The sequence below is a fragment of the Pedobacter frigoris genome (assembly GCF_005116445.1).
Taxonomy (GTDB): domain Bacteria; phylum Bacteroidota; class Bacteroidia; order Sphingobacteriales; family Sphingobacteriaceae; genus Pedobacter; species Pedobacter frigoris.
In genome coordinates, this window is the sequence record NZ_SWBQ01000005.1 from 408483 (window position 1) to 434932 (window position 26450).

General features: G+C 40.9%; 24 protein-coding genes. 20 read left to right on the plus strand and 4 right to left on the minus strand.

Annotated elements, in window-relative coordinates:
• Positions 1 to 10: 10 nt before the first annotated feature.
• A complete protein-coding gene (locus FA047_RS17805) occupies positions 11 to 1255 on the minus strand; it encodes a cation:proton antiporter (protein ID WP_136837429.1) in 1245 nt (414 codons plus the stop codon).
• 287 nt (positions 1256 to 1542) lie between these two features.
• On the opposite strand from FA047_RS17805, the gene FA047_RS17810 reads away from it, so the two are divergent.
• The 7 genes from FA047_RS17810 (at position 1543) to FA047_RS17840 (ending at position 11641) form a co-directional block, all read left to right on the plus strand.
• Positions 1543 to 2139, plus strand: a complete 597-nt coding sequence (locus FA047_RS17810; RefSeq protein WP_136837430.1) for an RNA polymerase sigma factor — start codon at positions 1543 to 1545, stop codon at positions 2137 to 2139.
• Positions 2140 to 2206: 67 nt separating this feature from the next.
• Complete coding sequence (locus tag FA047_RS17815; RefSeq protein ID WP_169304451.1) at positions 2207 to 3352, plus strand: FecR family protein; 1146 nt, start codon at positions 2207 to 2209, stop codon at positions 3350 to 3352.
• Positions 3353 to 3606: 254 nt separating this feature from the next.
• Positions 3607 to 6930, plus strand: a complete 3324-nt coding sequence (locus tag FA047_RS17820) for a SusC/RagA family TonB-linked outer membrane protein (protein ID WP_169304452.1) — start codon at positions 3607 to 3609, stop codon at positions 6928 to 6930.
• 29 nt (positions 6931 to 6959) lie between these two features.
• On the plus strand, positions 6960 to 8408 hold the full coding sequence (locus FA047_RS17825; protein WP_136837433.1) for a RagB/SusD family nutrient uptake outer membrane protein: 1449 nt from the start codon (positions 6960 to 6962) through the stop codon (positions 8406 to 8408).
• Positions 8409 to 8410: 2 nt separating this feature from the next.
• Positions 8411 to 9583, plus strand: a complete 1173-nt coding sequence (locus tag FA047_RS17830; RefSeq protein WP_225872778.1) for a TlpA disulfide reductase family protein — start codon at positions 8411 to 8413, stop codon at positions 9581 to 9583.
• Between the two features lie 114 nt (positions 9584 to 9697).
• Positions 9698 to 10882, plus strand: a complete 1185-nt coding sequence (locus tag FA047_RS17835) for a C1 family peptidase (protein WP_136837434.1) — start codon at positions 9698 to 9700, stop codon at positions 10880 to 10882.
• 99 nt (positions 10883 to 10981) lie between these two features.
• Positions 10982 to 11641 (plus strand): hypothetical protein, encoded by a 660-nt coding sequence (locus FA047_RS17840; RefSeq protein WP_136837435.1) that lies wholly within the window; start codon positions 10982 to 10984, stop codon positions 11639 to 11641.
• 2 nt (positions 11642 to 11643) lie between these two features.
• Here FA047_RS17840 and FA047_RS17845 read toward each other — a convergent pair whose 3' ends face one another.
• Complete coding sequence (locus FA047_RS17845) at positions 11644 to 14091, minus strand: DUF5686 and carboxypeptidase regulatory-like domain-containing protein (RefSeq protein ID WP_136837436.1); 2448 nt, start codon at positions 14089 to 14091, stop codon at positions 11644 to 11646.
• Positions 14092 to 14232: 141 nt separating this feature from the next.
• On the opposite strand from FA047_RS17845, the gene kbl reads away from it, so the two are divergent.
• The 7 genes from kbl to FA047_RS17880 all read left to right on the plus strand — a co-directional run bounded on the left by kbl (position 14233) and on the right by FA047_RS17880 (position 19741).
• Positions 14233 to 15423: a glycine C-acetyltransferase gene (gene kbl / locus FA047_RS17850; RefSeq protein WP_136837437.1), complete on the plus strand. Its 1191-nt coding sequence runs from the start codon at positions 14233 to 14235 to the stop codon at positions 15421 to 15423.
• 123 nt (positions 15424 to 15546) lie between these two features.
• Positions 15547 to 16584 carry a phenylalanine--tRNA ligase subunit alpha gene (gene pheS / locus FA047_RS17855; RefSeq protein WP_136837438.1) on the plus strand — a complete coding sequence of 346 codons (1038 nt, stop codon included), beginning with the start codon at positions 15547 to 15549 and terminating at the stop codon, positions 16582 to 16584.
• Complete coding sequence (locus FA047_RS17860; RefSeq protein WP_136837439.1) at positions 16584 to 17000, plus strand: Rieske (2Fe-2S) protein; 417 nt, start codon at positions 16584 to 16586, stop codon at positions 16998 to 17000. The genes pheS and FA047_RS17860 overlap by 1 nt, the downstream gene beginning before the upstream one ends.
• Complete coding sequence (locus FA047_RS17865; protein WP_136837440.1) at positions 17000 to 17575, plus strand: TetR/AcrR family transcriptional regulator; 576 nt, start codon at positions 17000 to 17002, stop codon at positions 17573 to 17575. Before FA047_RS17860 ends, FA047_RS17865 begins: the two co-directional genes overlap by 1 nt.
• Positions 17576 to 17656: 81 nt before the next feature.
• Positions 17657 to 17767 (plus strand): phenylalanyl-tRNA synthetase subunit alpha, encoded by a 111-nt coding sequence (locus FA047_RS17870; protein WP_136837441.1) that lies wholly within the window; start codon positions 17657 to 17659, stop codon positions 17765 to 17767.
• 94 nt (positions 17768 to 17861) lie between these two features.
• Complete coding sequence (gene rlmD, locus FA047_RS17875) at positions 17862 to 19319, plus strand: 23S rRNA (uracil(1939)-C(5))-methyltransferase RlmD (RefSeq protein WP_136837442.1); 1458 nt, start codon at positions 17862 to 17864, stop codon at positions 19317 to 19319.
• A 17-nt stretch (positions 19320 to 19336) separates the two neighbouring features.
• A complete protein-coding gene (locus FA047_RS17880; protein ID WP_136837443.1) occupies positions 19337 to 19741 on the plus strand; it encodes a hypothetical protein in 405 nt (134 codons plus the stop codon).
• Between the two features lie 63 nt (positions 19742 to 19804).
• Here FA047_RS17880 and FA047_RS17885 read toward each other — a convergent pair whose 3' ends face one another.
• Entirely contained in the window at positions 19805 to 20518 is a 714-nt protein-coding gene (locus tag FA047_RS17885) for a head GIN domain-containing protein (protein WP_136837444.1), read from the minus strand.
• A 189-nt stretch (positions 20519 to 20707) separates the two neighbouring features.
• Here FA047_RS17885 and FA047_RS17890 point away from each other — a divergent pair, with 189 nt between their 5' ends.
• The 5 genes from FA047_RS17890 to hemH all read left to right on the plus strand — a co-directional run bounded on the left by FA047_RS17890 (position 20708) and on the right by hemH (position 24754).
• Positions 20708 to 21217, plus strand: a complete 510-nt coding sequence (locus tag FA047_RS17890) for a phosphoribosyltransferase family protein (protein WP_136837445.1) — start codon at positions 20708 to 20710, stop codon at positions 21215 to 21217.
• 39 nt (positions 21218 to 21256) lie between these two features.
• Entirely contained in the window at positions 21257 to 21877 is a 621-nt protein-coding gene (locus tag FA047_RS17895) for a 1-acyl-sn-glycerol-3-phosphate acyltransferase (RefSeq protein ID WP_136837446.1), read from the plus strand.
• On the plus strand, positions 21874 to 22794 hold the full coding sequence (locus FA047_RS17900) for a hypothetical protein (protein WP_136837447.1): 921 nt from the start codon (positions 21874 to 21876) through the stop codon (positions 22792 to 22794). Before FA047_RS17895 ends, FA047_RS17900 begins: the two co-directional genes overlap by 4 nt.
• Positions 22795 to 22810: 16 nt before the next feature.
• Positions 22811 to 23659 carry a 4-hydroxy-3-methylbut-2-enyl diphosphate reductase gene (locus FA047_RS17905; RefSeq protein WP_136837448.1) on the plus strand — a complete coding sequence of 283 codons (849 nt, stop codon included), beginning with the start codon at positions 22811 to 22813 and terminating at the stop codon, positions 23657 to 23659.
• Between the two features lie 81 nt (positions 23660 to 23740).
• Positions 23741 to 24754, plus strand: a complete 1014-nt coding sequence (hemH, locus tag FA047_RS17910; protein WP_136837449.1) for a ferrochelatase — start codon at positions 23741 to 23743, stop codon at positions 24752 to 24754.
• On the opposite strand, the gene FA047_RS17915 is transcribed toward hemH, so the two are convergent.
• Positions 24751 to 25962, minus strand: coding sequence for a 3-deoxy-D-manno-octulosonic acid transferase (locus FA047_RS17915; protein ID WP_136837450.1), 1212 nt, complete (start codon positions 25960 to 25962; stop codon positions 24751 to 24753). The two genes, hemH and FA047_RS17915, sit on opposite strands and share 4 nt — an antisense overlap.
• Before the next feature lie 150 nt (positions 25963 to 26112).
• Between FA047_RS17915 and FA047_RS17920 the strand changes: the two genes are divergently transcribed.
• Positions 26113 to 26450 (plus strand): 2-dehydropantoate 2-reductase N-terminal domain-containing protein (locus FA047_RS17920; RefSeq protein ID WP_136837103.1); only part of this gene is annotated, 338 nt, incomplete at its 3' end.

A 26450-nucleotide genomic window follows, 5' to 3' on the forward strand; every position in this document is an offset into this window, starting at 1 on the left:
ATTTTGAACTTTATTCGGGAACAGGCTCTTTGGGCATTTGAACTTTCAGATATTTCATAACCAGGTTTGCCGTCATTCCATGCATGATGATGGATAACAGCAACGTGAAAGCGACAATTGCCCAAAGCTCGCCTTCATTTCCAAAGGAGGTATGCCCCAGAGCAAAAGCAAGGTAATAGACAGAACCAATACCTCGAATGCCAAAAAAGCTGATGGCAAGTCTTTCCTTCCAGTGTACCGATGTGCCATATAAGGACAGGTAAGCAGATATAGGTCTGATGAGTATCAAGAAGCCAAAGGAAAATGCCGCCATCTTTAAAGTGAGTGGCGATAAAATGCCGGAGACCAGCGTTCCACCGAAGAATACCAATAGGATGCCCAATAACGCACGTTCGATCTGGTCGGTGAAGGCATGAAGTTCTTTATGGTATTTGTGTGTTTTTTCTGCATGGCGTAGGGTTAGGGCGGCAACGAACACCGCGATGAAGCCATAGCCGTGCAGTAACTCAGTCAGCCCATAAGTGCAAAGCATCAGTGAAATGGCCAGGAAGCCATCGGTGGGTTTAAGTAACCTGTATTTTTCTGAAATGTTGAAGACCAGAAAGGCTGTTAATTTTCCTGATAGCCATCCAAGGAGGAGTCCGGCAGCAATTTTATAAAAGAGGTGGTAACTCAGCCAGTCAAGCACAGATGCGGATTGCAGTCCTGTTGTCGCTGCCAAAATAGCGAGCCAGGTAAAAGGAAATGCAAAGCCGTCGTTCAGTCCCGCTTCCGAGGTCAGCGCGAACCTGGTTTCGGACTTGTACTTTTCGTTTGGGGGCCCTACCTGCACGTCAGATGCTAAGACAGGATCTGTCGGCACCAAAACTGCACCTAACAATAGTGCTGCGGGAAGCGTCAGGTTTAGCATAGACATTCCCAGAAACACGCAGGCAGCGATACATAAGAGCATAGCGATTCCGATCAGTCGGAATGGAGAAGACCAGTTGCTGAATGAAAAGCGGCGGTCAATCTTGATACCGGTACCCATTAGTGAGATGATTACAATTATTTCTGTCAGGTGGGTGGTAAGCTCAATATTGGAAGAAGGTAATGGAGAGGGCAACCAGTCTCCGAGCAATAGATAAATCACCACCCCGGCTACGAGGTAGATTAAAGAGTAGGATACGCCCGTACGCTTGGATACCGCCGGCATAAAAGCCATACCTAAACTGGCCAGGCCCGAAATTAATAAGACCGGGAGATAATGATCCATAGTAGGGTATAATGATTAACAACAAACGTGATACGGATATGTTCTACCGATGATGATGTCCTTAGGGATATTTCACCTCTAATCCCTCTTTAGCAATCAAAACTTAAATTTATTTTCCTTTGTAGTTGATTTATATATGGAAACAAGTTCAGCACAGGCTGAGAGGTAAAGGGTGGCGACCGTTTTAATAAAAATTATTTTTAGTGGTATTTGGTTTATATGGGATAACTTATATAATCTTGTAGAATCATTTTATTATATTAGTGACAGGGGACAAATGAATCATCATGTCTGATTATAGTGCGTATTCTGACCAGGAATTGGCAGCACTCTTTAAAGAGGGCGACTATTCTGCGTTTACTGAAATTTACAACCGAAACTGGGAAGGCTTACTGAATTATGTCTCTAAAATTACGAATGAAGAACATGATGATGCTCAGGATATTGTTCAGGAAGTATTTGTTTCTTTCTGGAATAGGCACCGGCATGTGGAAATTGCTAATTTTTCTTCCTGGCTGTATGGAGCTGCCCGTAAAAGCGCATTGTTTTATCTTCGCACCAGTAGAAACAGGACAAAATATATTGAATCTCTGGCCGGTTATCTTACCGAAATTTCGGAATCACCCGATGAATTATTGATCGCAAAGGATCTTTCTGATTTTATTGACAAGGAAATAGATACGCTTCCAGCTAAGATGAAAGAAGTTTTTATCCTAAGCCGCAGAGAACATCTTTCTTACAAGGAAATTGCACAGCGTCTGAACATTTCTGATAAAACGGTTAAAAAGCAAATCAGTAATGTTTTAAAGCACTTTAAACTCAAAATGGATGAAGAGTCTGCTGGTCTGATTGCAGTGACCACCATCCTTCTTTTCCCCAGTTAGAAAAATATTTTCAATTTATCTACTACCATAGCTGCTGAGCTGCAACTTGTGTTTATAAGGCATGATTATGGACAGTAAAGCAGCAGCAGATTTATTAGAGCGGTATTATCTTGGGAAATGTACGCCTGAAGAAATCTCATTGATTGAGGACTGGTATGAAACACTACAGACTAACGATCAAAATATGACAGCAGCTCAAAAGGCTAGATTGTCTGTTCAGCTTAAGCAAGAAATCGATGCGAAAACAGGACGTAGAGTTGATTCGAAAACTACCAGATTATGGCGGGGCTTTGGGATCAAGCCCGGAGTGACGATTCTTGCTGCAGCCGCAGCAGTGGCGATGGTCGTGTTTGGGGTGTGGTTTTTTAATGCTCCTGATCCAATCGTAAATCGTAATTCTGCAATCGTAAATCATAATGACATTGCCCCCGGTAAAAACGGCGCGACGATTACGCTGGCTAACGGCAAGATAATAGAGTTGAGCGATGCGAAGGGTGGAGTTGTGATCGGGGATGATAAGTTGGTTTATAGTGATGGAAGCCCTCTCTCCCCGCAAGGGGGATCTCTCCCAGAGGGAGAGAGTAACGCGGTGGCAGAAACGGCCAAAGGCCAGACTTACGAGTTCACATTGCCGGATGGCACCAAAGTGTGGCTAAACGCTGCCAGTAAGTTGGAAATTCCTTCTAGCTTTTCTGGTACCGATGTCAGGAAGATTAAGTTGGAAGGGGAAGCTTATTTCGAAGTGGCCAAGGATAAAAAACGTCCTTTTATAGTTGCCAGCGGGGGACAGGAAGTAAAAGTTCTTGGTACTCATTTTAACATCAATGCCTATAAAGATGAACCCAATATAAAAACGACTTTACTGGAAGGCAGTGTAGAAATCATTGCCGGAAGTTCCCGTGCTGTAATCAGGCCGGGAGAACAGGGGAGTTTCAAATCTAATGAAATTAACGTTGCCGATGTAAATGTAAATACCGTGATTGATTGGAAAAATGGAACTTTCAGGTTCAAAAACGAATCACTAACCAGCATTTTGAGAAAGGTATCCAGATGGTATGATGTAAAGATTATTTATGAGTCTGACCCGACTAAGATGCCAACCTTCAGTGGTGCAATTTCCAGATTGGAAAATGTCTCGGGTATTTTGCAGATGCTGGAGGAAACGAGTGATGTTAAATTCACCATTGACGGGAAAACAATAAGAGTAGAGTAAATAACACTTGGCCCGACCAGCCATTTAATTTGTCAAATCAAAATCAACTAAAACAAAAACGAAATGAAGAAACAGCTACGAAAGAAGAATTAAAGAAAGGGTTTTTAAATGCCATTAAAAAGCCATGAATCCCGATAGCCGTCGGGACCATGGCAATGTGGATGAGTTAACCCCTAAAAACAATTTTGCGAAGTGTCTTAACGTATTAACCCAAACCAAACGAAAGTATGAAAATAAAAGCAATTTTATTAATTATGAAGCTAGTCATAATTATTCTCATTACAGTTCTTGTGCAGGTCAGCGCCGCTGGTTTTGCACAAAGACTTACTTATACTAAAAAGAATGCAACACTGGAGCAGGTTTTTCAGGAAATTGAAAAACAGACGGGCTTCCAGGTATTGTATTCCGACCAGAAATTAGATGATGCGAGGAAACTTGATGTGAATTTCAGGAATTCCAGCCTCAGGGAAATTCTTGACTTCTGTCTTCAAAATCAGCCCCTGACTTATAAGATAGAACGTAAAACAATTTTGATCAGGGATAAAATCCCTGCTTCACAGCTAAAAGCCATTCCGCTTGCTGTAATAGAAATCAGGGGAAGAATAACAGATGCCAGGAATCAGCCTATGGCTGGTGTAAATGTGACGATAAAAGCCAGTAAGAAGGGAGTAATTTCTGATGGGGACGGTCGTTATAGCATTCAGGTTGATGAATCTGATATACTTGTATTTACTATGGTAGGTTTCAAACCCCAGGAAATTGCTGTTAGTGGCAAAGAACAGCTGAACGTAGTTTTACTGGAGGATATTGGCGAACTGGAACAGGTGGTGGTTACCGGATACGGAAAAAAGAAGGTGAGTGAACTAACCGGTTCATTGGTTACGGTGAAGGGAGATGATTTAAGGAATGTTGCTTCCGCCAGTATTGTTCAGAATTTAAAAGGAACGATGTCAGGCCTGATCGTAAGTGACCCAGGGGGTGACCCGAATGGAGTAGCCAGCTTAAATGTAAGGGGTGTGGGTTCGTTGGGCGGAAACTCATCTACGCAACCCCTGATCGTGATTGATGGGCTGGTTCAGGATTTTACGAATATACCTAGTGTATCAGGTGCAGCGAACATCATTAACCTAAGTCCTAATGATGTTGAATCCGTTACCTTGCTGAAAGACGCCGCGTCTACCTCCTTGTACGGATCAAGAGCGGCAAATGGTGTTTTGGTGATCACCACTAAAGCCGGATCAGGAGTCGGAGGCGGAAAGCCCCAAGTTAACCTTGAATCAAACTTCAGCTGGGAGAACCCGGTTTTCGGTAAGTTCAGAATGATGAACAGTACGGAAAGATACGACCTGTTGGGCCAGGCTTATACAAATGACTATAAAAACCTGAACCCGACCAAAACAGATGCAGAAGTGGCTGCCTACCTGACAACGGTAATGCCCAACAGGGAGGAGGCATTGTCGCACAACACGGATTGGATGAGGGAAGGTTACAGAACCGGGAAAATCCAGCGTTATAACCTATCAGTATCAGGTGCATCAGAGAAATTTAATTATTATGTGGGCACAACCTATCATAAAGAATTGCCGGTAGCTATTACTGATAAGTTTGAAAGATATGGTCTGAGGGTAAACACAGAGTACAAGGCAACTCAAAAACTGACCATCAATGCAGGATTTAATGGGACATTTTCTCCATTGCAGAACTCGGGATTGAGTAATTATCGTAGTGCATTGTATAAATTGATGCCATGGGATTACCCAAAAAATGCAGATGGCAGTTATCGCTTAGGAGGTGCAAACGAGGTCAATTGGTTTAGCAAGGGTTTGTTTAATCCGTTTTACAGTACACAAGAAGATTTTAACTACCGTTATGACAAGATATATGTAGCAGGTGCTGATGTGAAGGCAAGTTATAATTTTAATTCCTGGCTGAGCCTTTCAACTGCCAACCGGATCACCCTGACGAGTGCAAAAAATGGTTTTTATATAGACCCGCTGGACCTGGCGTCGGGCCGGCCGGGAGGATCTTATTCACGTAACATCACACAAAATGTCAATTACATCACTTCCAATATTCTGTCCTTTCAGCGGGAGTTTGGGTTGCATCAGGTCAAAGGTCTGGCGGGTTTCGAATTCAATAACATAAGGAATGAGACGACTGGAGGTACAACCAATGGTATTACTTCCGGATTGATGTCTTTAAGTCAGGGTACTTTCCAGGGCATTACTGAAAGCATCAATGAAGTATCTTTCCTTTCATACCTGTCGGAAGCCAATTACAGTTATGATAACCGATATTTTGTTTCAGGCTCATTCAGACGGGATGGTTCCTCAAAATTTGGCGCCAACAATAAGTATGGTAACTTTTATTCAGTGGGAGCATCGTGGACAGTGAGCAATGAGGCTTTTTTAAAGAACAATAAGATCATCACAAACCTGCGTTTAAGAGCAAGTCATGGTACCACTGGTAATGCCGATCCGGTAGGGCCGTATTCTATTTACGGTGTGTATAACTACGTAACAGGAACCTCACAGTATGATGGCAAATCTGGAATTATACCAGGCTCAAATGACAACAATCCGGACCTGCACTGGGAGGTGCAACAGATGAATAACCTTGGGTTGAATATTGGTTTATGGAACCGCATCAACCTGGCGGTAGATATTTATGATAAAGCAAATACCAACATCCTAAGGACTGTTCAGGCACCGATCACCAGCGGCGTAACCGGTGTGGTAAAAAACATTGGCAAGGTGTCAAATAAAGGTATTGAAGCAGATCTTAACTCTTTGAATATTAATGGAAAAGTGAAATGGTCCACCAATATTAACGTGGCGTTTAACCGGAATAAGGTACTTTATTTAACTGATGTGCCTGCTGTCTTGCCTACTACAGGCGGCTTAGTTATTGCACCGGGATATGCCATCGGTACTATTTATGGTATAGTGTACAAGGGTGCGGATCCGGATACTGGCAAGCCATCCTATGAAGTGCTGAAAGACGACGGGAGCAGGAGTACTACCCTGAACATCAAGGAAGCGACTCTGCAGGTCCTGGATTCTCAGCAACCGGATTTTTCAGGAGGTATCGGCAATTCTGTAAGCTACAAGGGAATCACTTTAAGTGTGCTGTGCAACTTTATTACCGGTTTAAAGGTAAACAACGACCTGCGGGGTTATATATTTGGTCCGCTGGAAATAGATGGTGCATCAAAAACGGTGAACAATACCGCTTTGCCTGAGGGGCAGACGCGCTGGCAGAAAAAAGGTGATCAGGCTTTTGCACCTGCTGCTTCTTTAAGCGGTTATCCGGAAGCCAACGGCTATACCACAACCAGGTTTATCGATAATGCAAGTTTTTTCAGGGTACGTAACATCAGGCTGACTTATGATTTACCGTCTACATGGCTGAATAAAGTGAAGATAGGGAAGGCAGCTCTTTATATTGCTGCCGATAATGTTTTTACCATCACCAAATTTACCGGGCTTGATCCGGAAGTTGGCGGCGGAAACTTTGAAAATGCCGCAAAATATCCGATCAACAGAAAAATAACCCTGGGCTTAAATGTTGTCCTTTAAAGAGGCTATTCACTTAAAATATTTCAATCATGAGATTAAAAATCCACAACTATACTTTGCTGCTTTTAACACTGATGTTATTGGCAGCCTGCTCTGAGAAACTTGATTTGCGCCCCGAAACCAGTATGGATACTGATAAGGCACTAACCGGTGAAGCCAATCTGCGGTTAGCTACCAGCGGCAATTACAGTTTGCTCAATTATTTTGATTATGTAAGCGCTTACTTTCACCTCACTGAATCGCCGGTGGACAATGTAGAAGCTACCTCGGTATTTGATCCGGGTGGTACCAGACAGTACGGGGCGTATTCTTATATACATTTCCCGACAATGAGCAACTCAAGCGGAGTTTACAGCAATGCCTATAAGTTAATCCGGGGAGTGAATAATGTAATTGCCGCTATCCCAGATGATGCGAGTCCAGCATTGCTGCAATTAAAAGGCGAAAATCTCTTTTTGAGGGCTTTTGCTTATCAAACACTGGTCAAAGTATTTGGCCGTCCCTATTTGCAGGGAAATGGAAATAATCCAGGAGTAGTCATTCTTGATAAACCTACCCCCAGCCTGGAACGCCCTGCCAAGCGTAACACCGTAAAAGAAGTTTACGATTTTATAGTGGCCGACCTGCTGAAAGCAGAGGGTTTAATGACGATAGATAACAACAATGCATTTGCGTCTAAATATACCGCGCAGGCTATGTTGTCATCATTACACCTGAATATGGGAAATAATGCAAAGTCAATAGAATATGCAGACAAGATAATTGGCATGACCAGCAAATTTACCCTGGCACAGGGCGATGCATATAAAAGCTATTTCTCTACCAACCACAGTGCAGATAAGGAGACCATATTCTGCATCAAAAACCTGGATGGAACAGGTGGTGGTTTCTATTATTATAACCAGAGTTATACAGTAGAAAAATTTGCTGCGGTGTCGCCTCCCCTTTGGAATCTGCTAAACGAAGGAACCGGGGATCTGCGGAAAAACTTTTATAAGGCCTTAAAAACAGCGGATGGAACAACCTGGAACTTTACTACTAAGTTAATACAGAACCCGGCGGCAAATCCTACAGAAAAAGTAAGTTCTCCTGCAATATATCGCCTGGCAGAAATGTACCTGAATAGGGCTGAGGCCAATGCAAAACTTAATAACGGACAGCTGGCGCTTGATGACGTGAACACAATCCGCAGGCGTGCGGGGCTTACTGGAGTCGATCTTTATGCTACTGACAACTTACGTGGACGGAGCAGTATACTACAGGTTGTGTTGGATGAGCGTAGACTGGAATTTGCCTTTGAAGGCGGACAACGCAGGGATGACCTCCTGAGAAATAACCTGCCTATGATCAGAACTTATGGTAAAGCAGGACAACCCGGATCGAACATTAGCGTTCAGCCTACCGATTTGCGCGTGGTGTATTTTATTCCACTAAATGAAACCAATGGTGTAACCAATACTTTAGATCAAAATCCTTAATTATGAAGACAAATTTTTTTACTATAAAAAGCTCGATTTCGGGTATGCTTATGATGGCCTGCCTGGTCGGTCATGCGCAACAAAAAGACAATTTTACGCTTTCGGGCAAGATCAAAAAGCAGAATTATGACCTGATCTATCTGCGCTACAATATTCCATCAGGAGGGTTTGTACTCGATAGTACGAAAATTGTGAATGGCAATTTTCAGTTTAAAGGCAAGATCAGCGAGCCAGTTGTGGCCGCCTTGTATGGAAAGATGACGAGCCGGAGCATGGACGATCCAAATTATACCAGTGTATTTTTGGAACCGGCTGCGATGAGTATTGATGTCACTGCAGGTGATTTCAAGAATGCTATTGTTAAAGGGTCGCGTAGTCAGACTGAACAAGAGACACTAGACCGGCTTAAAGCCCCAATCAGAAAAGAGATGGAGCCTGTTCTAGAACTTTACAGGAATGAAAAGGACCACGAAAAGGCTGCGGAAATCCGTGAGCAGTTTGAGCCTTTCAATGAAAGGATGGATAAAATAGATTACGCTTTCTTTGCGGCACACCCGGATTCTTATGTGTCTGTCTATATGATGCGCTTTAAGGTAGCTAAATTGGGCATCGCGGAGCTGAAGAAAATTCGCAGTAGCTGGACGGAACGCATCCGGGAAAGCAGTTATGGTAAATACATCGGAGAAGAGATCAGGAAGCTGGAAAGTGGGTCTCCGGGAAGTAAGGCGGCGCTTTTTTCTGCAAAAGACATCAATGGTGAGCAGCTCAGTCTTTCTGATTTTAAAGGCAAAAAGTACGTGATGCTTGATTTCTGGGCGAGCTGGTGTGTGCCTTGTCGCAAGGGGAACCCACATTTAATATCCCTGTATAAGAAATATAAAGACAATGGACTGGAGATTATCGGCGTGGCTAATGATGATTCTGCTGTAGCTGCCTGGAAAAAAGCAGTCGAAGATGACAAGATTGGAATATGGAGACACGTGCTCAGTGGTTATAAACGAGAGGCTAGTGAAAGTGAAAAAGCAAATTATATCAACGAACGCTACGGCATACATACGTTGCCTACAAAAATACTGATTGATAAAGATGGGGTAATTGTAGGTCGCTATGGTGGGGGCGGCGAAGATGACGCTGCTATGGATAAAAAGCTGGCGGAAATTTTTGGCGGAACCTAGAGCCCTGATTTTGCCAGTCGCCGTTTTTTTACATAAATGTTGTGGTATGCTTGTGCAGTTTATTTAAGTTTGCACGTTATATAACAATAAGTACAATACTAACTTTAAACATAAATGACTAAAACTTCAATGAAATCATTGTGGATGGCTGCAGGCCTTCTCTTTGGATCTACTGTAGGCTTTGCACAAGACAACCTTGTAAACTCACTGAAAAATAATGCAAGTGAAGGAAGCAAAAACAGTTTTACTTTTACACCTGTGATCAATGCTGAAGCGACTTCAGTTAAAAATCAAAAATCTTCTGGTACTTGCTGGAGCTACAGCACGAACTCATTCCTGGAATCGGAAATGATCCGTATGGGTAAAAAACCAGTGGATCTTGCTGATCTTTTTACTGCCCGTAATGCTTACATCGAAAAAGGAATCAACTATGTACGTATGCATGGTGCATTGACTTTAGGAGATGGTGGTGCTTGTCATGATGTGACCAACATGTTTGCTAAATATGGTGCTTTGCCTCAGGAAGCTTACAACGGTAATGATTATGGTAGTCCGGGTTCTTCTGACAGGATGAACAAACTGACAGAGGCTATCCTGAAAAAAGCTGTTTCAGGTAAATTTGATCCAAGCTGGAAAGCGAAGTATATCGCGACTATTGATTCTTGCATGGGTGCTGTTCCAGAGAAATTCACTTATGAAGGAAAAGAATATACCCCTAAAACTTTTGCTAAAGAAGTTGTAGGTCTTAATGCTGCTGATTATGTAGAGCTTTCATCTTTCAATACTTCTCCTTACTACGAGAAAGCTGTATTGATGGTACCTGATAACTGGTCTTTTGATCAGGTGTATAATGTACCAATGGATGACATCACTAAAATCATTGACAATGCATTAAAAGGTGGCTTTACCATAGCATGGGCTACTGACGTAAGTGAAAAAGGCTTTAGCTGGAAAAACGGTGTGGCTTTTGTTCCAGAGAAGGATTTTGCAAGCATGAGCGATGATGAGAAAAAATCGATGTTCAACGGTCCTAAACCAGAGAAAGAAATTACTGTGGATATGCGTCAGGCTGCTTTTGATGATTATGAAACTACTGATGATCACGGTATGCAAATCACTGGTATGGCTAAAGATCAGAATGGTAAAGAATACTATATTGTTAAAAACTCATGGGGTGCCACTAACGATTACAAAGGTTATTTATATGTAAGTAAAAACTTTGTGAAGTATAAAACAACTGCGTTTTTATTACATAAGAAAGGAATTCCTTCTGATATCAGAAAGAAACTGAGTGTTTAAGATTTTCTTTTTTATACAGTTCGTCATCCTGAATTTATTTCAGGATCCTGTTTGAGCAGGTTTTTAATGACTTGTTCGGGATCCTGAAATAAATTTAGGATGACGTGTTTTATAGGTAATTTCTTTTATTTCAAGTTGTGGAGTAGCTATGATGCAAAGTTGGAAAGGTCATTAGCGCTTAATTTAAGAGTGATGAGAGAATTGCAGACCCAGAAAGCTGAGCATAAGTTGCGTGCTTTTCGTAAAAATCAGATTATTGGTGTAATTCTGGGTGTATTATGGATTGCTTTTTTGGTGTTTTTAGTGGCTAATACTTTGGATAACATCTACTTTGTGGTATCTGTGGGCTTTATCATATTGTTTAATGTTTTTGCAACTATAGCCTATATCAGACATATTGTGATGCTTACAGAAATAAACATCGAAGACAGTGTTACTATGTCCCAACTAAAAATAACTGAGATCCAATCTTCTTTTACTAACATTGGCCGGATATTGGTTTTGCAAACTCCATTTTACTGTACCTTTTGGTACAATAGGGATTTGGTGGCAAATGCAGGCATAGTTTTTTGGTTAATTCAGTTGGTAATCGTTTCGTTTTTTACCTTCGGCTCAATATACTTATTCATAAAATTGACTTACAAAAATATTCACTTAAAATGGGTTAGATCCGCTCTGGAAAGTTTCGGAGGAAAAACTTTAACCAAAGCAATAGAATTTCTTAAGGAGATTGAGGAGTATAAGACCGAGAAGCCATAATTCTAAAACCCGTAGCTTAATCTGAATCCATGATTCACACGCTTATTGCCATCATAAGCAAAACCATAAGTCGCTCGGAAAATCAGGCGCTGCAGACCGAAATAAAACTCATAATAGTTTCTTTTTACCGGCTGGCTCAAATAGCTGGCTCCGACAACCTCTTCCAGTTTCAATTTGCGTAAGAGTGGTACTTTGTTTGTAAAAAGCCCGGAGAAGTTGTGTTCGAAATGCGCCTCAACATATTCCCTGTCTGTGCTGAATAAGTAAAAATCAAGGAATAAAAACCTTCTCAGATTCGGTAGGGTAAATAAGGAGTTGCTCCCCCAGAAATGTTTGGCCTCAGGATAATACACCTGGCCGTTGTTCAGGAATTTTCCAACACCTGCAACGAAAGAAGAATACCCCCATAAGCCGGAACTGATCCTGTTTTGCGAAACTTCCAGTGCAACCAGATCATAATCTACATCACTGTTTAATATACCATTTACTCCTTTTCTATAAGAAAGATCTATTGTAGGGTATTTGGAGGGTTGATAAAAGCGGCCGTCGGGACGGGTAATGTATTTCTGTCCTATGGTATAATTTAAAGAAGCAGTAATCGTAAATGCTTCATAGGTTGGGAATAGTGGCAGTTCAAATTCAGGATTGAAGGGATTGTTTGAAGTAAATTCCTCTCCTTTAAAATCCTTGATCTTAAATTGAGTGGTGTTAACGAGGTTATAATTGCGGGAATATCCTGCTCCAAGACTGGCTTGCAAACCGATGGCCAACTCTCTTGTCGTACCAATATTTGCAAATTCCTTTTTGTAGAATTTAGAGAAATTGGTTTCGAATAACAGGGAGTTGATGGTATTGCCCAATAAGCTCATAGACCCATGATTATTTAAGTCATATATGCCTGACCCTCCTGAAATATAGATGTTGGCACGCTTAACAGGATCGTAAACGTAGTTTGCAGACAGACTCCCTGTGAGGGTCTTGTTTGAAAAGCCGTACCTGATTTCAGGCCTGATGCTGTACTGCCGGCTGTCTTCCAGTCTTTTAGTATAGGTGGCGCCGTATTTTATTGCAAATCCTTCTACTGTATTGTAAAAGACAGCCTTGTATAAAGGATCCAAACTAACAGATGTTCTTTTATAGCGATTATTGATCGTATATCCGCTTACAATGAATTTAACTGCTCCAAACTTATTGTTTGCTTTTTCCAGGGAGTCCAGGTAGCGTTTGGAGGTTTTTAGGGCAGCGATACTGTCTTTTCGAACGTAGTCCCGACTTTCTTCAGCGGTAAGTGGGATAGGCCGGTTATTGAGCCAGAATAAAGAATCCTTTTTATTTACAGCTTTGGTGATTTTTAGAATTTCGCCATTAAAATAGTTCTTAGGGAAATCAGGATGCAAGTTGTAATTGTTGTAGACGCCTACATAATATCCTTCAAATTTGAATCCCAATATGTTTCCATTGAACTGGAAGTTGATGTTGGACGGCATATAGGTGTCTTCCACCTTTAAGAACTGCTGTTTGATATTTAAGATGTCAATGAGATTGATGCCTGAGCTTTTGGTAAGGAATACCTCCGCATTCACCAGGTGCCATGAATCATCCTTTATATAAATAATTCCGTTAAAGACCGGATCGTACCCTCGTCGTGGAATAATCTGTATCTTATTTATAGTCGCGCCATTTTCATTACTAACTCCCAGCAGTTTATATCTGTAATACAGCATGGCATTATCAGAGATAGGTGAGACAAAACCCCTGGTGCTTAGTTTGTTCTCTAAAAGGATGTTGTCGTAAAAGTTAATGATCAGATCTGAAGCTTTATTGAAGCTGAAGGCATTGTTTTGTCCCGCCGTTTTGGAAGAAATCATTTCCTCGTGTATATTGTCAGGGCGCTGGTAAGCAAAAGTTGATGTAGATTCAGACAGGTAGAGGATTCCTTTTCTATTGGTATCGAGGTCCAGTGTTTTCTGAATGTCGCGTCCAAAGAATCTTTTAGGTGCGCCTACCAGTTTTTGCACGCCTTTGATGTAAACATTGGTCGTGTATGCCGCAACTTCAGTTAAATGCTGTTTTCTTGCTTTAATGGCCTGCCTGATGATCTCATAAGCGGGGTCTTCAGCATTTGCCTTTATGGTCACGTTGTTTAGTGTGTAAGCTTCGGCAGATAAGGTGATGTTCTGGGTTGTATTTTCAGTGAGCTCAATACTTTTTTCTATAGCCTTATATCCAATTGCGCGATATATAATGGTCACCGTCCCCGGATTTACTGCAAAAGAATAAACTCCATCTATATTGGCAGATGTTCCGGTTGTGGTGTTTTTGATGTATACCGAAGCAAATGGTACTGGCTGTCCATCCGTATCATTGATTGTTCCGCTGATTTTGAACTGCTGTGCAAAGCTATTTAGAGCACCCGTAAGGATAAGTAGCGTTAGGTATATGTTCTTCATTACAAGGTTTAAAGCTTAAATATCGGTTTTGTTATTTAAGAAAACACAATTATTATGCTAAAGTTTTTTAGCATCATTTAATTCCGTTCTATGTAGAAGATGATATTTTTATAACTTTGGTTGCAATAATTAAAAATACATATGTACAAAACACTACAACCCGCTCTGCAACAGGAGTTGGAGCAAATAGAAAAAGACGGTTTATATAAACGTGAGCGTATTATTGTAACCCCGCAAGGTGCAGATATTAAAGTAAGCACAGGTCAGGAAGTGATTAACTTCTGCGCGAATAACTATCTTGGATTGTCTTCAGATCCTAAAGTTATTGAGGCAGCAAAGAAAGCTATTGATAAATATGGTTACGGAATGTCGTCCGTTCGTTTCATTTGCGGTACCCAGGATGTACATAAAGAACTGGAAGAGAAACTTTCTAAGTTTCTCGGAACAGAAGATACGATTCTATATGCAGCGGCTTTTGATGCCAATGGTGGTGTTTTTGAACCTTTATTCAACGATCAGGACGCAATCATTTCTGACGAGCTGAACCACGCTTCGATTATAGATGGTGTGCGTTTGTGTAAAGCAAAACGTTTCAGGTATAAAAATGCAGATATGGCTGATCTTGAGCAGCAGCTGATTGCAGCTAAAGATGCGAGACACCGTATCATCGTTACCGATGGTGCATTTTCAATGGATGGTGTTGTAGCTCCTTTGGATAAAATCTGTGATCTTGCTGATAAATATGAGGCATTGGTAATGATTGATGAATCACACTGTACTGGTTTTATTGGTAAGACCGGTCGTGGTACACATGAGCATTTTAATGTAATAGACAGGGTAGATATCATCACCGGTACTTTAGGTAAAGCGCTTGGTGGTGCATCAGGTGGTTTTACATCAGGTAAAAAAGAAATCATTGACATGCTTCGTCAGCGTTCACGCCCTTATTTATTCTCTAATACTTTGGCCCCGGCTATCACAGGTGCTTCGGTTGCAGTTTTGGATATGCTGAGTGAAACGACTGACTTAAGAGATAAATTAGAGCGTAATACTGTATATTTCCGCAAAAAAATGACAGAAGCCGGATTTGACATTAAAGAAGGTGTGCATCCAATTGTTCCGGTGATGCTTTATGATGCTAAACTGGCGCAGGAATTTGCAGCTAAAATGCTGGAAGAAGGTATTTATGTGATCGGTTTCTACTACCCTGTAGTAGGTCAGGGCAAGGCGAGGATCCGTGTACAATTGTCGGCAGCACATGAACAACATCACTTAGATAAAGCAATTGCTGCATTTACTAAAGTAGGTAAAGAGTTGGGCGTACTTAAGTAGGTCGCCCCTGCAAGCTTATAAAATAGTCAGACTGAGTTCATTTTCTTCCATGAAGCATACTTCAAGTTGATTTTTGAACTCAGTCGCTAAGTTTTATTCTATAAATTGCTGTATATTTGACGCATGTTACAAGATAAGATAACACAATATACTGCAGAAATAAATGCGTTTTCTACTGATAACGCTGATGAATTAGAACAATTCCGCATTAAATTCCTTGGTACGAAAGGAATAATCAAAGATATTTTTGATGAATTTAAAGCTGTTTCACCTGAAGAGAAAAGAACTCTAGGTAAAGTTTTAAATGAATTTAAGCAGTTGGCAGAAGCCAAATACCAGACGCTTAAAGATCAAAGCAGTTCGACTGAAAGCCAGCAAGATTCAGGTCTGGACCTGACTTTGCCAGGAGAGGGCTTTGAAGTAGGTGCACGTCATCCGCTGGCATTGGTAAGAAGAGAAATTATAGAAATATTCAATAAGCTTGGTTTTGTTGTGGCCGAAGGTCCGGAGATTGAGGACGACTGGCACAACTTCTCTGCCCTGAACTTTCCGGAAGAACACCCGGCACGTGATATGCAGGATACTTTCTTTATCAAAAAAGGAGGTGAAAATGGAGACATTGCGCTGCGTACACACACCTCATCTGTGCAGGTACGTATGATGGAGGCGGGACAGCCGCCGTTCAGAGCGATCATGCCGGGAAGGGTGTACCGTAATGAAGCCATTTCTGCAAGGGCACATTGTTTCTTTCATCAGGTAGAAGGTCTCTATGTAGATGAAAATGTTTCGTTTGCAGATCTAAAACAAACCTTATTTTACTTTGTACAGGAGCTTTATGGTGAAGGTACAAAAGTGCGTTTCCGCCCTTCGTATTTCCCGTTTACTGAACCATCTGCAGAAATGGACATATCTTGTACGATCTGTAAAGGAGAAGGTTGCCAGATGTGTAAGTATAGCGGATGGGTTGAGATTCTTGGCTGCGGTATGGTAGATCCGAATGTATTGGAAAATTGCGGTATAGACAGTAAGAAATATAGTGGGTTTGCTTTCGGAATGGGGATAGAGCGTATTGCTAATCTTAAGTTTGAGATTAAGGATCTGCGTTTGTTCTCAGAAAATGATACCCGCTTCTTAAAGCAATATAAAACTTCATTAATATAATGATCAGAAAATTATCAGGCGTGTTTTTACTGGTGCTGACTTTCGTTGGCTGTGGAAAAGACAACCTGGTGATTCCGAACGTTCCTGTGAATTTCAGCGCTCCGCTGACTGACCCGAGATTGATCAGGTTAAGTAGTCCCGGAGGAGCTGTGGCGTTTTCTGATTATGGTGTAGCAGGAATAGTGATCTATAGAACTACGAATGGTAGTTATGTGGCCTACGATCGGTGCAGTACTGTAAATCCGCAGAAAATGTGTGCAGTGGAGCTGGATGAACCGAGTTTTACGGTGACCGATAAATGTTCGGGCGCAAAATACCTGTTAGAAGATGGCAGCCCTGCGAAAGCTCCGGCGGAGATTGCATTAAAAAAATACACTACTTATATAGCAGGGAATACCTTACATGTAACCAATTAATGGAACCAGAGAAAATAAAAGAAAGCATAATTAGGGCTGCTAAAGAGTTGTTCAGGAAATACGGCTATCATAAAACCAGTGTGAATGAGATCGCTAAAAAGGCCAGAATAGCAAAAGCTACTATATATAAGTATTTTGAAAGTAAGGAGCAGATACTGGATGCGATCCTGATGAATTACCTGGACCTGAACCTGCATGAGATCCTGAAAAATAAAGCACAGTTTGCGGATGAAGAGGAGCATTTGAAAGCTTTGGTCATGAAGACCTGCAGATTGACTTACACGGTGTGTAATGAATTTATTGGCTGGGACTTCGTTCGTGAGAACGCAAACTCTCAGGAATTTTTAAAGCATTTGTCTGATCAGCTGGAATCACTGTTGCTGTCCGCATATCTGGAACTTGATCATTTTAAAAATAACCCTTCCCGCAAAGAGGGACTTGCATTTCTGCTAAAAGCAAGCAAAAGTATCTGTTTTTCTTTTGCCTTCACTTCGGTGAGTGATGCCGATGTCCGTAAGAACTTTGTGAGTTTTCAAAAAGAGCTATTGCCGTTTCTCGTAAAGGCTGCCCTGTAGTTTCTTTACATTGCCTTAACTTATACCGTTTTGGTATTTGGTATAAAAAGGCTTACCTTTGGCTGTATCAGTCATATAACTATGAGTAAAGAGGTTTTAGAGATTTCTGTATTGGTAGAAGAGAAGTTTGATATGAGCTTTAACCTGGTTGAGGGTGTTTTTGGTTTAATCCTTAAGATCTTTGGCAAGTAAGGTTTGATATTGTGATTTTCTTCATCCTAAGGTACCGCCCGGTGCCCGCCTAAAATTCCTATGTCTGAAAAAAATCCTGTAAGTTTGTATTATAATGAGTAGAAATAGAAAAGCCGGAACGGTAACCATCATTCCAAATCTAAGTATTATTGATATTGCCGAAGAGGGCAAAGGGGTTGGTAAGGCAGATGAATTGGTCATATTTGTAGATAAAGCAGTGCCTGGTGATGTGGTTGATGTCCGCATTGTAAAGAAGAAAAAGAATTTTGCTGAGGCTGTTATCGAAAGCTTGAATACAGCATCTGAATTGAGGACAGATTCTTTTTGTCAGCATTTCGGAACCTGTGGTGGTTGCAAATGGCAACACATGGGCTATGATTCTCAATTGAAATTTAAGCATAAAAACGTAGAGGCTGCATTACAGCGCCTGGCCAAAATAGATACATCGGCCATGGAGCCTATATTGGGGTCTGCGGAGAACAAATACTACAGAAATAAACTTGAATATACATTTTCCAATAAACGCTGGCTGAATAAACAGGATATGGCTGAAAGGCCGGAAGACTTCAGCGGGCCAAATGAAGAACTGGAAATGAATGCGCTTGGCTTTCACGTGCCTTTAAGGTTTGATAAAATATTAGATGTGCAGCATTGCTATTTGCAGGCTGAGCCTTCAAATTCGATCAGGAATAGCGTGAGGACCTATGCTTTAAATAATGGCCTGAGCTTCTATGACCTGCGTAATCATGAAGGTGCATTGAGAAACCTGATCATCCGTACCTCATCGACCGGTGAAGTGATGGTGGCTGTTGTTTTTGCTTATGTGGAGCAGGCGCAAGCGGATGGACTGATGGAGTTTCTTAAAGTTAATTTTCCTGAGATTACTTCATTATTGTACATCATCAACCAAAAGAAAAATGATACCATATTTGATCAGGACGTAATTACCTACTCGGGCAGGGATCACATTTTTGAAGAAATGAATGGTCTTAAATTTAAGATTGGCGTCAAATCATTCTACCAGACCAATTCTGACCAGGCACATGAGCTCTATAAAATTACCAAAGAGTTTGCCGGATTTTCAGGAGATGAGCTGGTGTATGATTTGTATACAGGAGCGGGCACAATCGCTAATTTTGTGGCTGGGAGTGTAAAACAGGTGGTGGGGATTGAATATGTGCCTACTGCTATTGAAGATGCGAAGTTTAACTCTGCACTTAATAAAATTGATAACACCGTTTTTTACGCCGGTGACATGAAGGATATTCTGACAAGGGATTTTATTGCTGAGCATGGCAAACCAGACGTGGTAATTACCGATCCGCCAAGGGCAGGTATGCATACTGACGTTGTGGAGAGGCTACTGGAGATGGAAGCAGAAAAGATCGTTTATGTAAGCTGTAATGCGGCTACACAGGCGAGGGACTTGGCTTTACTAAAGGAAAAGTATGAAGTAGTACGGATCAAGCCGGTGGACATGTTTCCGCATACTCAGCATGTTGAGAATGTAGTGTTGCTGAAATTTACAGGTAGCAGTAATATAGTTGTTTAAAAGAATAAAAGATTAGCATGGATATAGAAGAATTATTGCCTCAGCCTGAGCAGGAGAAACCTGAACAAAAGAAGCAAAGCCCTCTCGTTAGTTTAGAAAAGGATCTGGAATTGTATGCAGATTCAATAAAAGAAGTTGCAGTAGAAATAATGGTTCAGGGAATTTCCGCAAACCCAATATTTATTGCCCATCAGTATACAGTAAGCATAGGAGAGGTAATCCTGGATAGAAAAGAATTAAATACGGAATGGACCATCCAGGCCTCAACTGTTGAAGAGTTTGTAGAAAAAGGAATTATACAGCCTGATAAAAAGGCGTTGTTTTTAAAGAACTATAAAAAACCAGAAGATTTTATGTGCGTTTTTGTAATTGTACCTGAGGGGGCGAATTTTATCTTCTATCCTTACAGGGCGAGAAATTAATTCAGTAAAAAACCCTGACATACATCCATATGGCAGGGTTTACTAAAAACTAAACTCTAAATTTTAATCGATCCTGCTTACTTCTCCGCTCTTACCCGAAGAGGTTTTTCTAACCGAAGCATTTCCTTTATAATTGATGTCACTGCCGCCACTTGCGTTTGCTTCAAGTGCTTTCGTAACATTGATATTTGTGTCTGAGCCGCCGCTGGCATTTACTTTTGCATATTCCACTACAAATCCCAGCGCGTCGATATCGCTGCCTCCACTTACATCAATCTGCATGTTGGATGCTGATCCTTTCAGGTCAATATCGGCACCGCCACTGCTGTTGATGTCAATGTTCTTTACCATGGCATTCAGTTTTAGATCCGCGCCACCTGAGGCATTGATAGATAATTTATCCGCCTTTAAAGTGTTTTGAGTATATACATCGCTGCCACCGCTTGCACTAATTGATTGAAGCTGTTTGTAGTTGACGTATACCTTGATGTCCTGCCCCTTAAATAACTTGGACCAGCTGATGTTGTTTTTGTATTTGACATGCAGGGTGCTTCCTTCTTTTTCGATGACTACATTTTTTAAAAGATCAGGGTGTGCAGATACACGAATATTTTCGGCAGTACTTTGTGTAAGGTAAAGATCTATGCCGCTGGAAACGGTAATTTGATTGAAATTGCTGATCGGAACTGTTTTACTTTGTTGTGCATTCGCTACTATAGCGATTGAAAGCAGTGTAAGAAATGTGAAAAGAGATTTCAATACATAGGGATTTTTCATGGCGATTGTAGTTTTGACTTTCAGAAACGGTCATGAAAGGTCATGATGGTTTCATGTTGTTTTAGTTAGGTTATATTAATAAGACGCAATTAGGAGCCAAACGTTGCAGAAATTTTAATTTATTTTTATCTAAGTTTGAATATGAACCTTAAAATCGTTCTTTTTGTAGCATAAACAATGTGATAACAGATGGCAGAATCTCAATTACTAATTCTTGATAAAAAACAAATACAGCAAAAAATCAACAGGATCGCTTACCAGATACTGGAGGATAACCTGAATGAAAAGGAAGTCGTATTGGCCGGAATATGGGATAGGGGATATAAGCTTGCATTGAGATTAAAAAAGGTGCTGACCAAGATCTCTGATATCAAGGTGATCATGCTGAAAGTCGAATTGGATAGGGTAAGTACCAAATTGATTGCCAGTACTGATTTGGATGAATCATATTGGAAAAATAAGGTGATTATTCTGGTAGATGATGTATTGAACAGTGGCAAAACCCTTGCTTATGGCCTTGGAGTTTTCCTGAATACGCCGCATAAAAAAATCCGCACGGTAGTACTTGTTGACCGTAGCCATAAAATATTTCCGATCGCAACAGATTTTGTCGGGCTACAGATGGCCACTGTTTTAAAGGAGCATGTAGATGTAATCATGGACGTAGAGGGAGAAGAAGACAGGGTTTATTTGAGTTAGTCATTTGGATTTGAGGCTATTTTTTCTCATTTTAGAGGGATGCACCAGTCTCAAAAAAGCCCTGTAATCTATAAGATCTTTTCCTGGTATATCAACTATATTGTTAAAAGGGATTTCTCTGCCTATACTTTTAATGCGATAGATACAAACAGAAATGAAGCAATATTGCTTTTTTCTAATCATTTCAGCTGGTGGGACGGGTTTTTGATGTTTCAGTTAAACAAAGTCGTTTTTAAAAAGAAATTTAATGTACTGGTAACCAGTGACGACTATGCCAGACATTGGTTCCTTAAATACCTTGGCGCTTTTGCCGCCGACACAAAGGGTAAAGATGTGGTAGAAACTTTAAATTATGCAGGACATTTGCTCAATGATCCTGATAATCTTGTGCTGATGTTTCCGCAGGGTAAGTCCTACAGTAGCTATGTAAATAGTATTGGCTTTGAAAAAGGAGTAATGCAGGTTGTGAATGCTTCTAAAAAGAAATTCCAGATCGTTTTTGCAGTTACACTTTCTGATTATTTTGGAAAGAGGAGGCCTGAGATGAGCACGTACCTACAAAAATGGGAAGCTGAAGAATATATGAGCTTGCAGTTATTGAAAAGTGAATACAATAAGCACTACAATGAGGCGTTAAAGAGCCAAAACAGTAAGGAATGATCACTTTTGTATATGCGGTCCTGGTTTTTCTCGTACTCCGATTTTCTGTAACTCTCTTTAACTTTTTGTCCAATCCCAAGTTAGGCTATTACGGGAAACATTTTACAGATAAAGTTTCCATCATTATTGACGGAAGCAGAAAAGATGCGGAGAATTTACTCGATACAATTGCAAAGCAGGACTATGAAAATGTAGAAATACTTTTTAAGCAAGAGGTAGAAGCCGCTTCCGGAATTCTTGAAGTTACAGGTAAGTATATCTTGTTTACTAATGTCAATGCAACGATCGGCAGGGGATTGATCAATAACCTAATTTACCGCGTTAAAGTATTTCATCTCGACTTGCTGAGTCTGATTCCTAACCGGAAGATTTCTGGCTTATGGGCCTGGGCCTGCTTTCCTTTGAATGATTTTCTATTGTTGAGCCTGTTCCCATTAAGATTTGTCAAAAGCAATCAGCTGGCTCTTTCGATAGTAAATGATGCTTGTGTTTTTTATTCAGCAGAAAGCTACAGAAGGATCAATATGCCTTTGGGGGTTGATGATGAGCAGCAAAAGTTAAAGATAGAAGTCCTGCTCGCAAATCAGTTCGTTTACGTTAACGAGATGGTTAATCCCCGGAAAATAGCTGAACAGCTCATCAGAACATTAGGGAACAGTGTGCCTGTGGTGCTTATCTATCTGGCATTGGTGATTGCCGGCCCGCTGGTAATTTCCTTCAGTTATGAGCCCGCCATTTTATTTCTGCCGGTAGGATTGATTTTTCTGACCAGGGTGATGATTGCTTTCCTGACAGCTCAAAATCCTTTACTGGACGCAGTGTTGCATCCGTTACAGATGTTGATGATGGTGGTTTTGCTAATTAAGGGGATTTGGAATAAGTTGTTTACTTTTTTGTCTACTTTTGTATTACTATAAGTTTTTCAGATAAGAGATGAAGTACGATTTAACGGTAACTATAGATAAGGCATCAGGATTTTGCTTTGGCGTCGTTTATGCGATCGACATGGCAGAAGACATTCTGGCCAGTGATGAGTATTTGTATTGCCTTGGAGATATTGTTCACAATGATGAAGAGGTTAAACGTCTGACAGATAAAGGTCTTCGTATCATAGATCATGAGCGATTGAAGCACTTACGCAATGAGAAGGTGTTGATCAGGGCGCATGGCGAAGCTCCATCTACTTACCAGCTGGCTCTGGAAAATCAATTGACGCTTATTGATGCTTCTTGTCCGGTTGTGCTCAAGTTACAGAACAGGATCAAAAATTCTCATGATGAAGATGAGCAGATCCTGATTTTTGGAAAACACGGTCATGCTGAAGTTTTGGGGTTACAAGGTCAGACTGATGGCAAAGCCATTGTATTTATGGATATTGCAGAGCTTGACCATGTAGAGCTGCCTTCCAAATTTACGTTGTACAGTCAAACCACCAAAAGCACAGATAAATTCTATCAGATTAAAGACGAGCTGATCAGCAGGGGATACGAGGTGAAGGCCAATGACACGATTTGCAGACAGGTATCCAACAGATATGGTGACCTGGAGAAATTTGTGGTCAACTACGATAAAATCCTGTTTGTTTCCGGAAAGAAATCTTCAAATGGAAAAGTACTATATGACGTTTGTAAGAAGTACAATGACCAGTCTTACTTTATTTCCAATATTGAAGAAATAGATAAAAGTTGGTTTGCTCCAAATGATAAGGTTGGGATTTGCGGGGCTACATCAACCCCTATGTGGCTCATGGAGCAGGTAAAACAGGAACTGCTGTCTTTTTAAATCATATTTATTCATCATTAAAAAGTAATTTCCTTTTTTCTAAGAGGATACAAGATTATAATCAGTTAATTTCGCGCCATAATGGGAAAAAAGGGTATATTATTAGTGAATTTAGGAACCCCGGATAGCCCGGAGGTAGGCGATGTACGTAAATATCTTAATCAGTTTCTGATGGACGAACGGGTAATTGATGTCAATGCCCTTAAGCGTACTTTACTTGTGAAGGGTATAATTGTTCCTTTTCGTAGCCCTAAAACTTCTAAGCTGTATAAAGAAATCTGGGATGAGAATGGTTCGCCTTTACTTTATTTCAGTAAAATACAAACAGCACTTGTTCAGGAACAGTTGGGAGATGACTACCATGTTGAGCTAGCCATGCGCTATCAAAACCCTTCTATCTTATCTGCTTTGGAAAAGATGAAGGCAGGTCTTGTGGAGAGCATCAAGGTGATCCCGATGTTTCCACAGTATGCATCAGCGAGTACAGGCTCTGTGATCCAAAGCGTAATGGAAATTGTGAGCAAGTGGGCCACGATACCACCCGTTACCTTCGTGAATTCTTTCCACGACAACGAACTGATGATTGAAACTTTCGCTGATAATGCGAATAAATATCAGCCTGAAACTTATGATCATGTATTGTTTAGTTTTCATGGATTGCCAGAACGCCAATTACTAAAATGTGACCATACAGGACACTATTGTCTGAAAAAGGACAACTGCTGTGATACCATGAATGATACCAATAAGTTTTGTTATTCTGCGCAGGGACATGATACAGCCAGACTCATAGCAGAAAAATTGAACATCAAAAGAGAGGACTATACCGTTTGTTTTCAATCGAGGTTAGGTAAAGAGCCATGGGTGCAGCCTTACACTACAGATGTATTGAAAAGACTTGCTACAGAAGGCAAAAAACGTCTGCTTGTATTTAGTCCTGCTTTTGTTGCGGACTGTCTGGAAACCCTATATGAGATTACTGTAGAGTATCATGAAGAGTTTAAAGAATTGGGTGGAGAGCATGTGCAGCTGGTGGAAAGCCTGAATGATAACCCTAAATTTATAACTGCTTTGGTTGATATGGCTAAAGCCTAGAAGTATTTGGAGATATGCGTTAAGATCTGGTCGGTCGAGCCTATTTTAGACATTACATATTTCTTTGCCCTTTCCGCGGCGTTGTTCGCAATGAGCTTTTCAAAAGCATTGTCCAGTTCTTCAAAATTACTTATTGAGGAAGCGGCACCTATGGAAATGAGGTCTTTTGCTTCCTGAAACTTGTCGTACTTAGGGCCAAATATAACTGGTATTCCAAATGCGGCTGCTTCAAGTGTGTTGTGAATGCCAACGCCGAACCCGCCTCCAATGTATACGATATCTCCGTATCTGTAAATAGAAGACAATAAACCGATGTTGTCTACAATTAAGACCTGGGATTTCTCCGGATTGGCAGGCATTTCTGTATACCTGATTGCCTCTGGAATAAGCTTTTGTATCTCGAGGATGTGAGCGTTGTCAATTTCATGGGGAGCAATGATGAATGTCCAATCGGGATGCTGTAAAACCAGTTTGCTAAGCAATTGTTCATCTGGGGGCCATGTGCTCCCGGCAATAAATACCTTCGATGTGCTGCAAAAATTTTGAATAGCCGGGATGTCCTTTGGATCGGCAGCATTTTGCGATACCCTGTCAAATCTTGTGTCGCCGCTAATGCTGACATCCTTTATTCCGACGCTGCTTAGCAACTCCAGACTTTCTTCATTTTGCACGAAAAAGTGGTTCACAAAGCGGAGGATCTTTCTGTTAAAGCCACCATACCATTTAAAGAAAACCTGTTTTGGCCTGAATATCCCCGAAATGATAAATATTGGAATGTTGCGGTCATTTAGTGCCTTAAAGTAATGGAACCAGTATTCATATTTCGTAAATACGGCCAGTTCGGGATTGAATAAAGCAATCAGTTTTTTTGCATTTGAGGGCGTGTCCAAAGGCAGGTAAAAAACGCCATCTGCCAGAGGGTAATTTTTTCTGATCTCATAGCCTGATGGGGAGAAGAAAGTAATGACGATCCGCTTTTGCGGATGTTTTTCTTTTATGGCTTCCAATACAGGTCTTCCTTGCTCAAATTCGCCTAAAGAAGCGAAATGGAACCAGATATAAGAGGAAGAAGCATCCAGTTGATTTCGGATCTTTTCAAAGATATTTGTCCTGCCTTTTATGAAAAATGAGGCCTTGCTGTTGAACATAGAAAAGATCCTGACTACTATCCCATAAAATTGAATTCCTATATTATAAAGCAAAAGCATTTTGTATGTTTATTTCTTATCTTAGCCGAAGATAGCTTAATAAAATTAAAACGGGATTAATCTATGAAACCATCATCGTCAGTGCTTGCAAAAGTAGTATTTATGAGCTATGATCGTTTCATTACCCTTAAAAATAAAACAATATAAAAGATGAAGATAGCCGTAATAGGAACAGGATATGTAGGTTTGGTTACCGGTACTTGTTTGGCTGAAACAGGCAATAACGTGATTTGTGTGGATGTGAATGCAGCCAAAGTTCAGAAAATGCAAGAGGGAGAAATCCCTATTTATGAGCCAGGACTTGATGTTTTATTCCACAGGAATATTGCACAGGACAGGCTGACTTTCACAACAGATCTTGCTGCAGGAATCAAAGATGCCCAGATCATTTTTATGGCCCTGCCAACTCCTCCCGGAGGAGACGGAGCAGCAGACCTTTCTTATATACTTGGGGCGGCAAAGGACATTTCTAAACTGGTGACTGACTA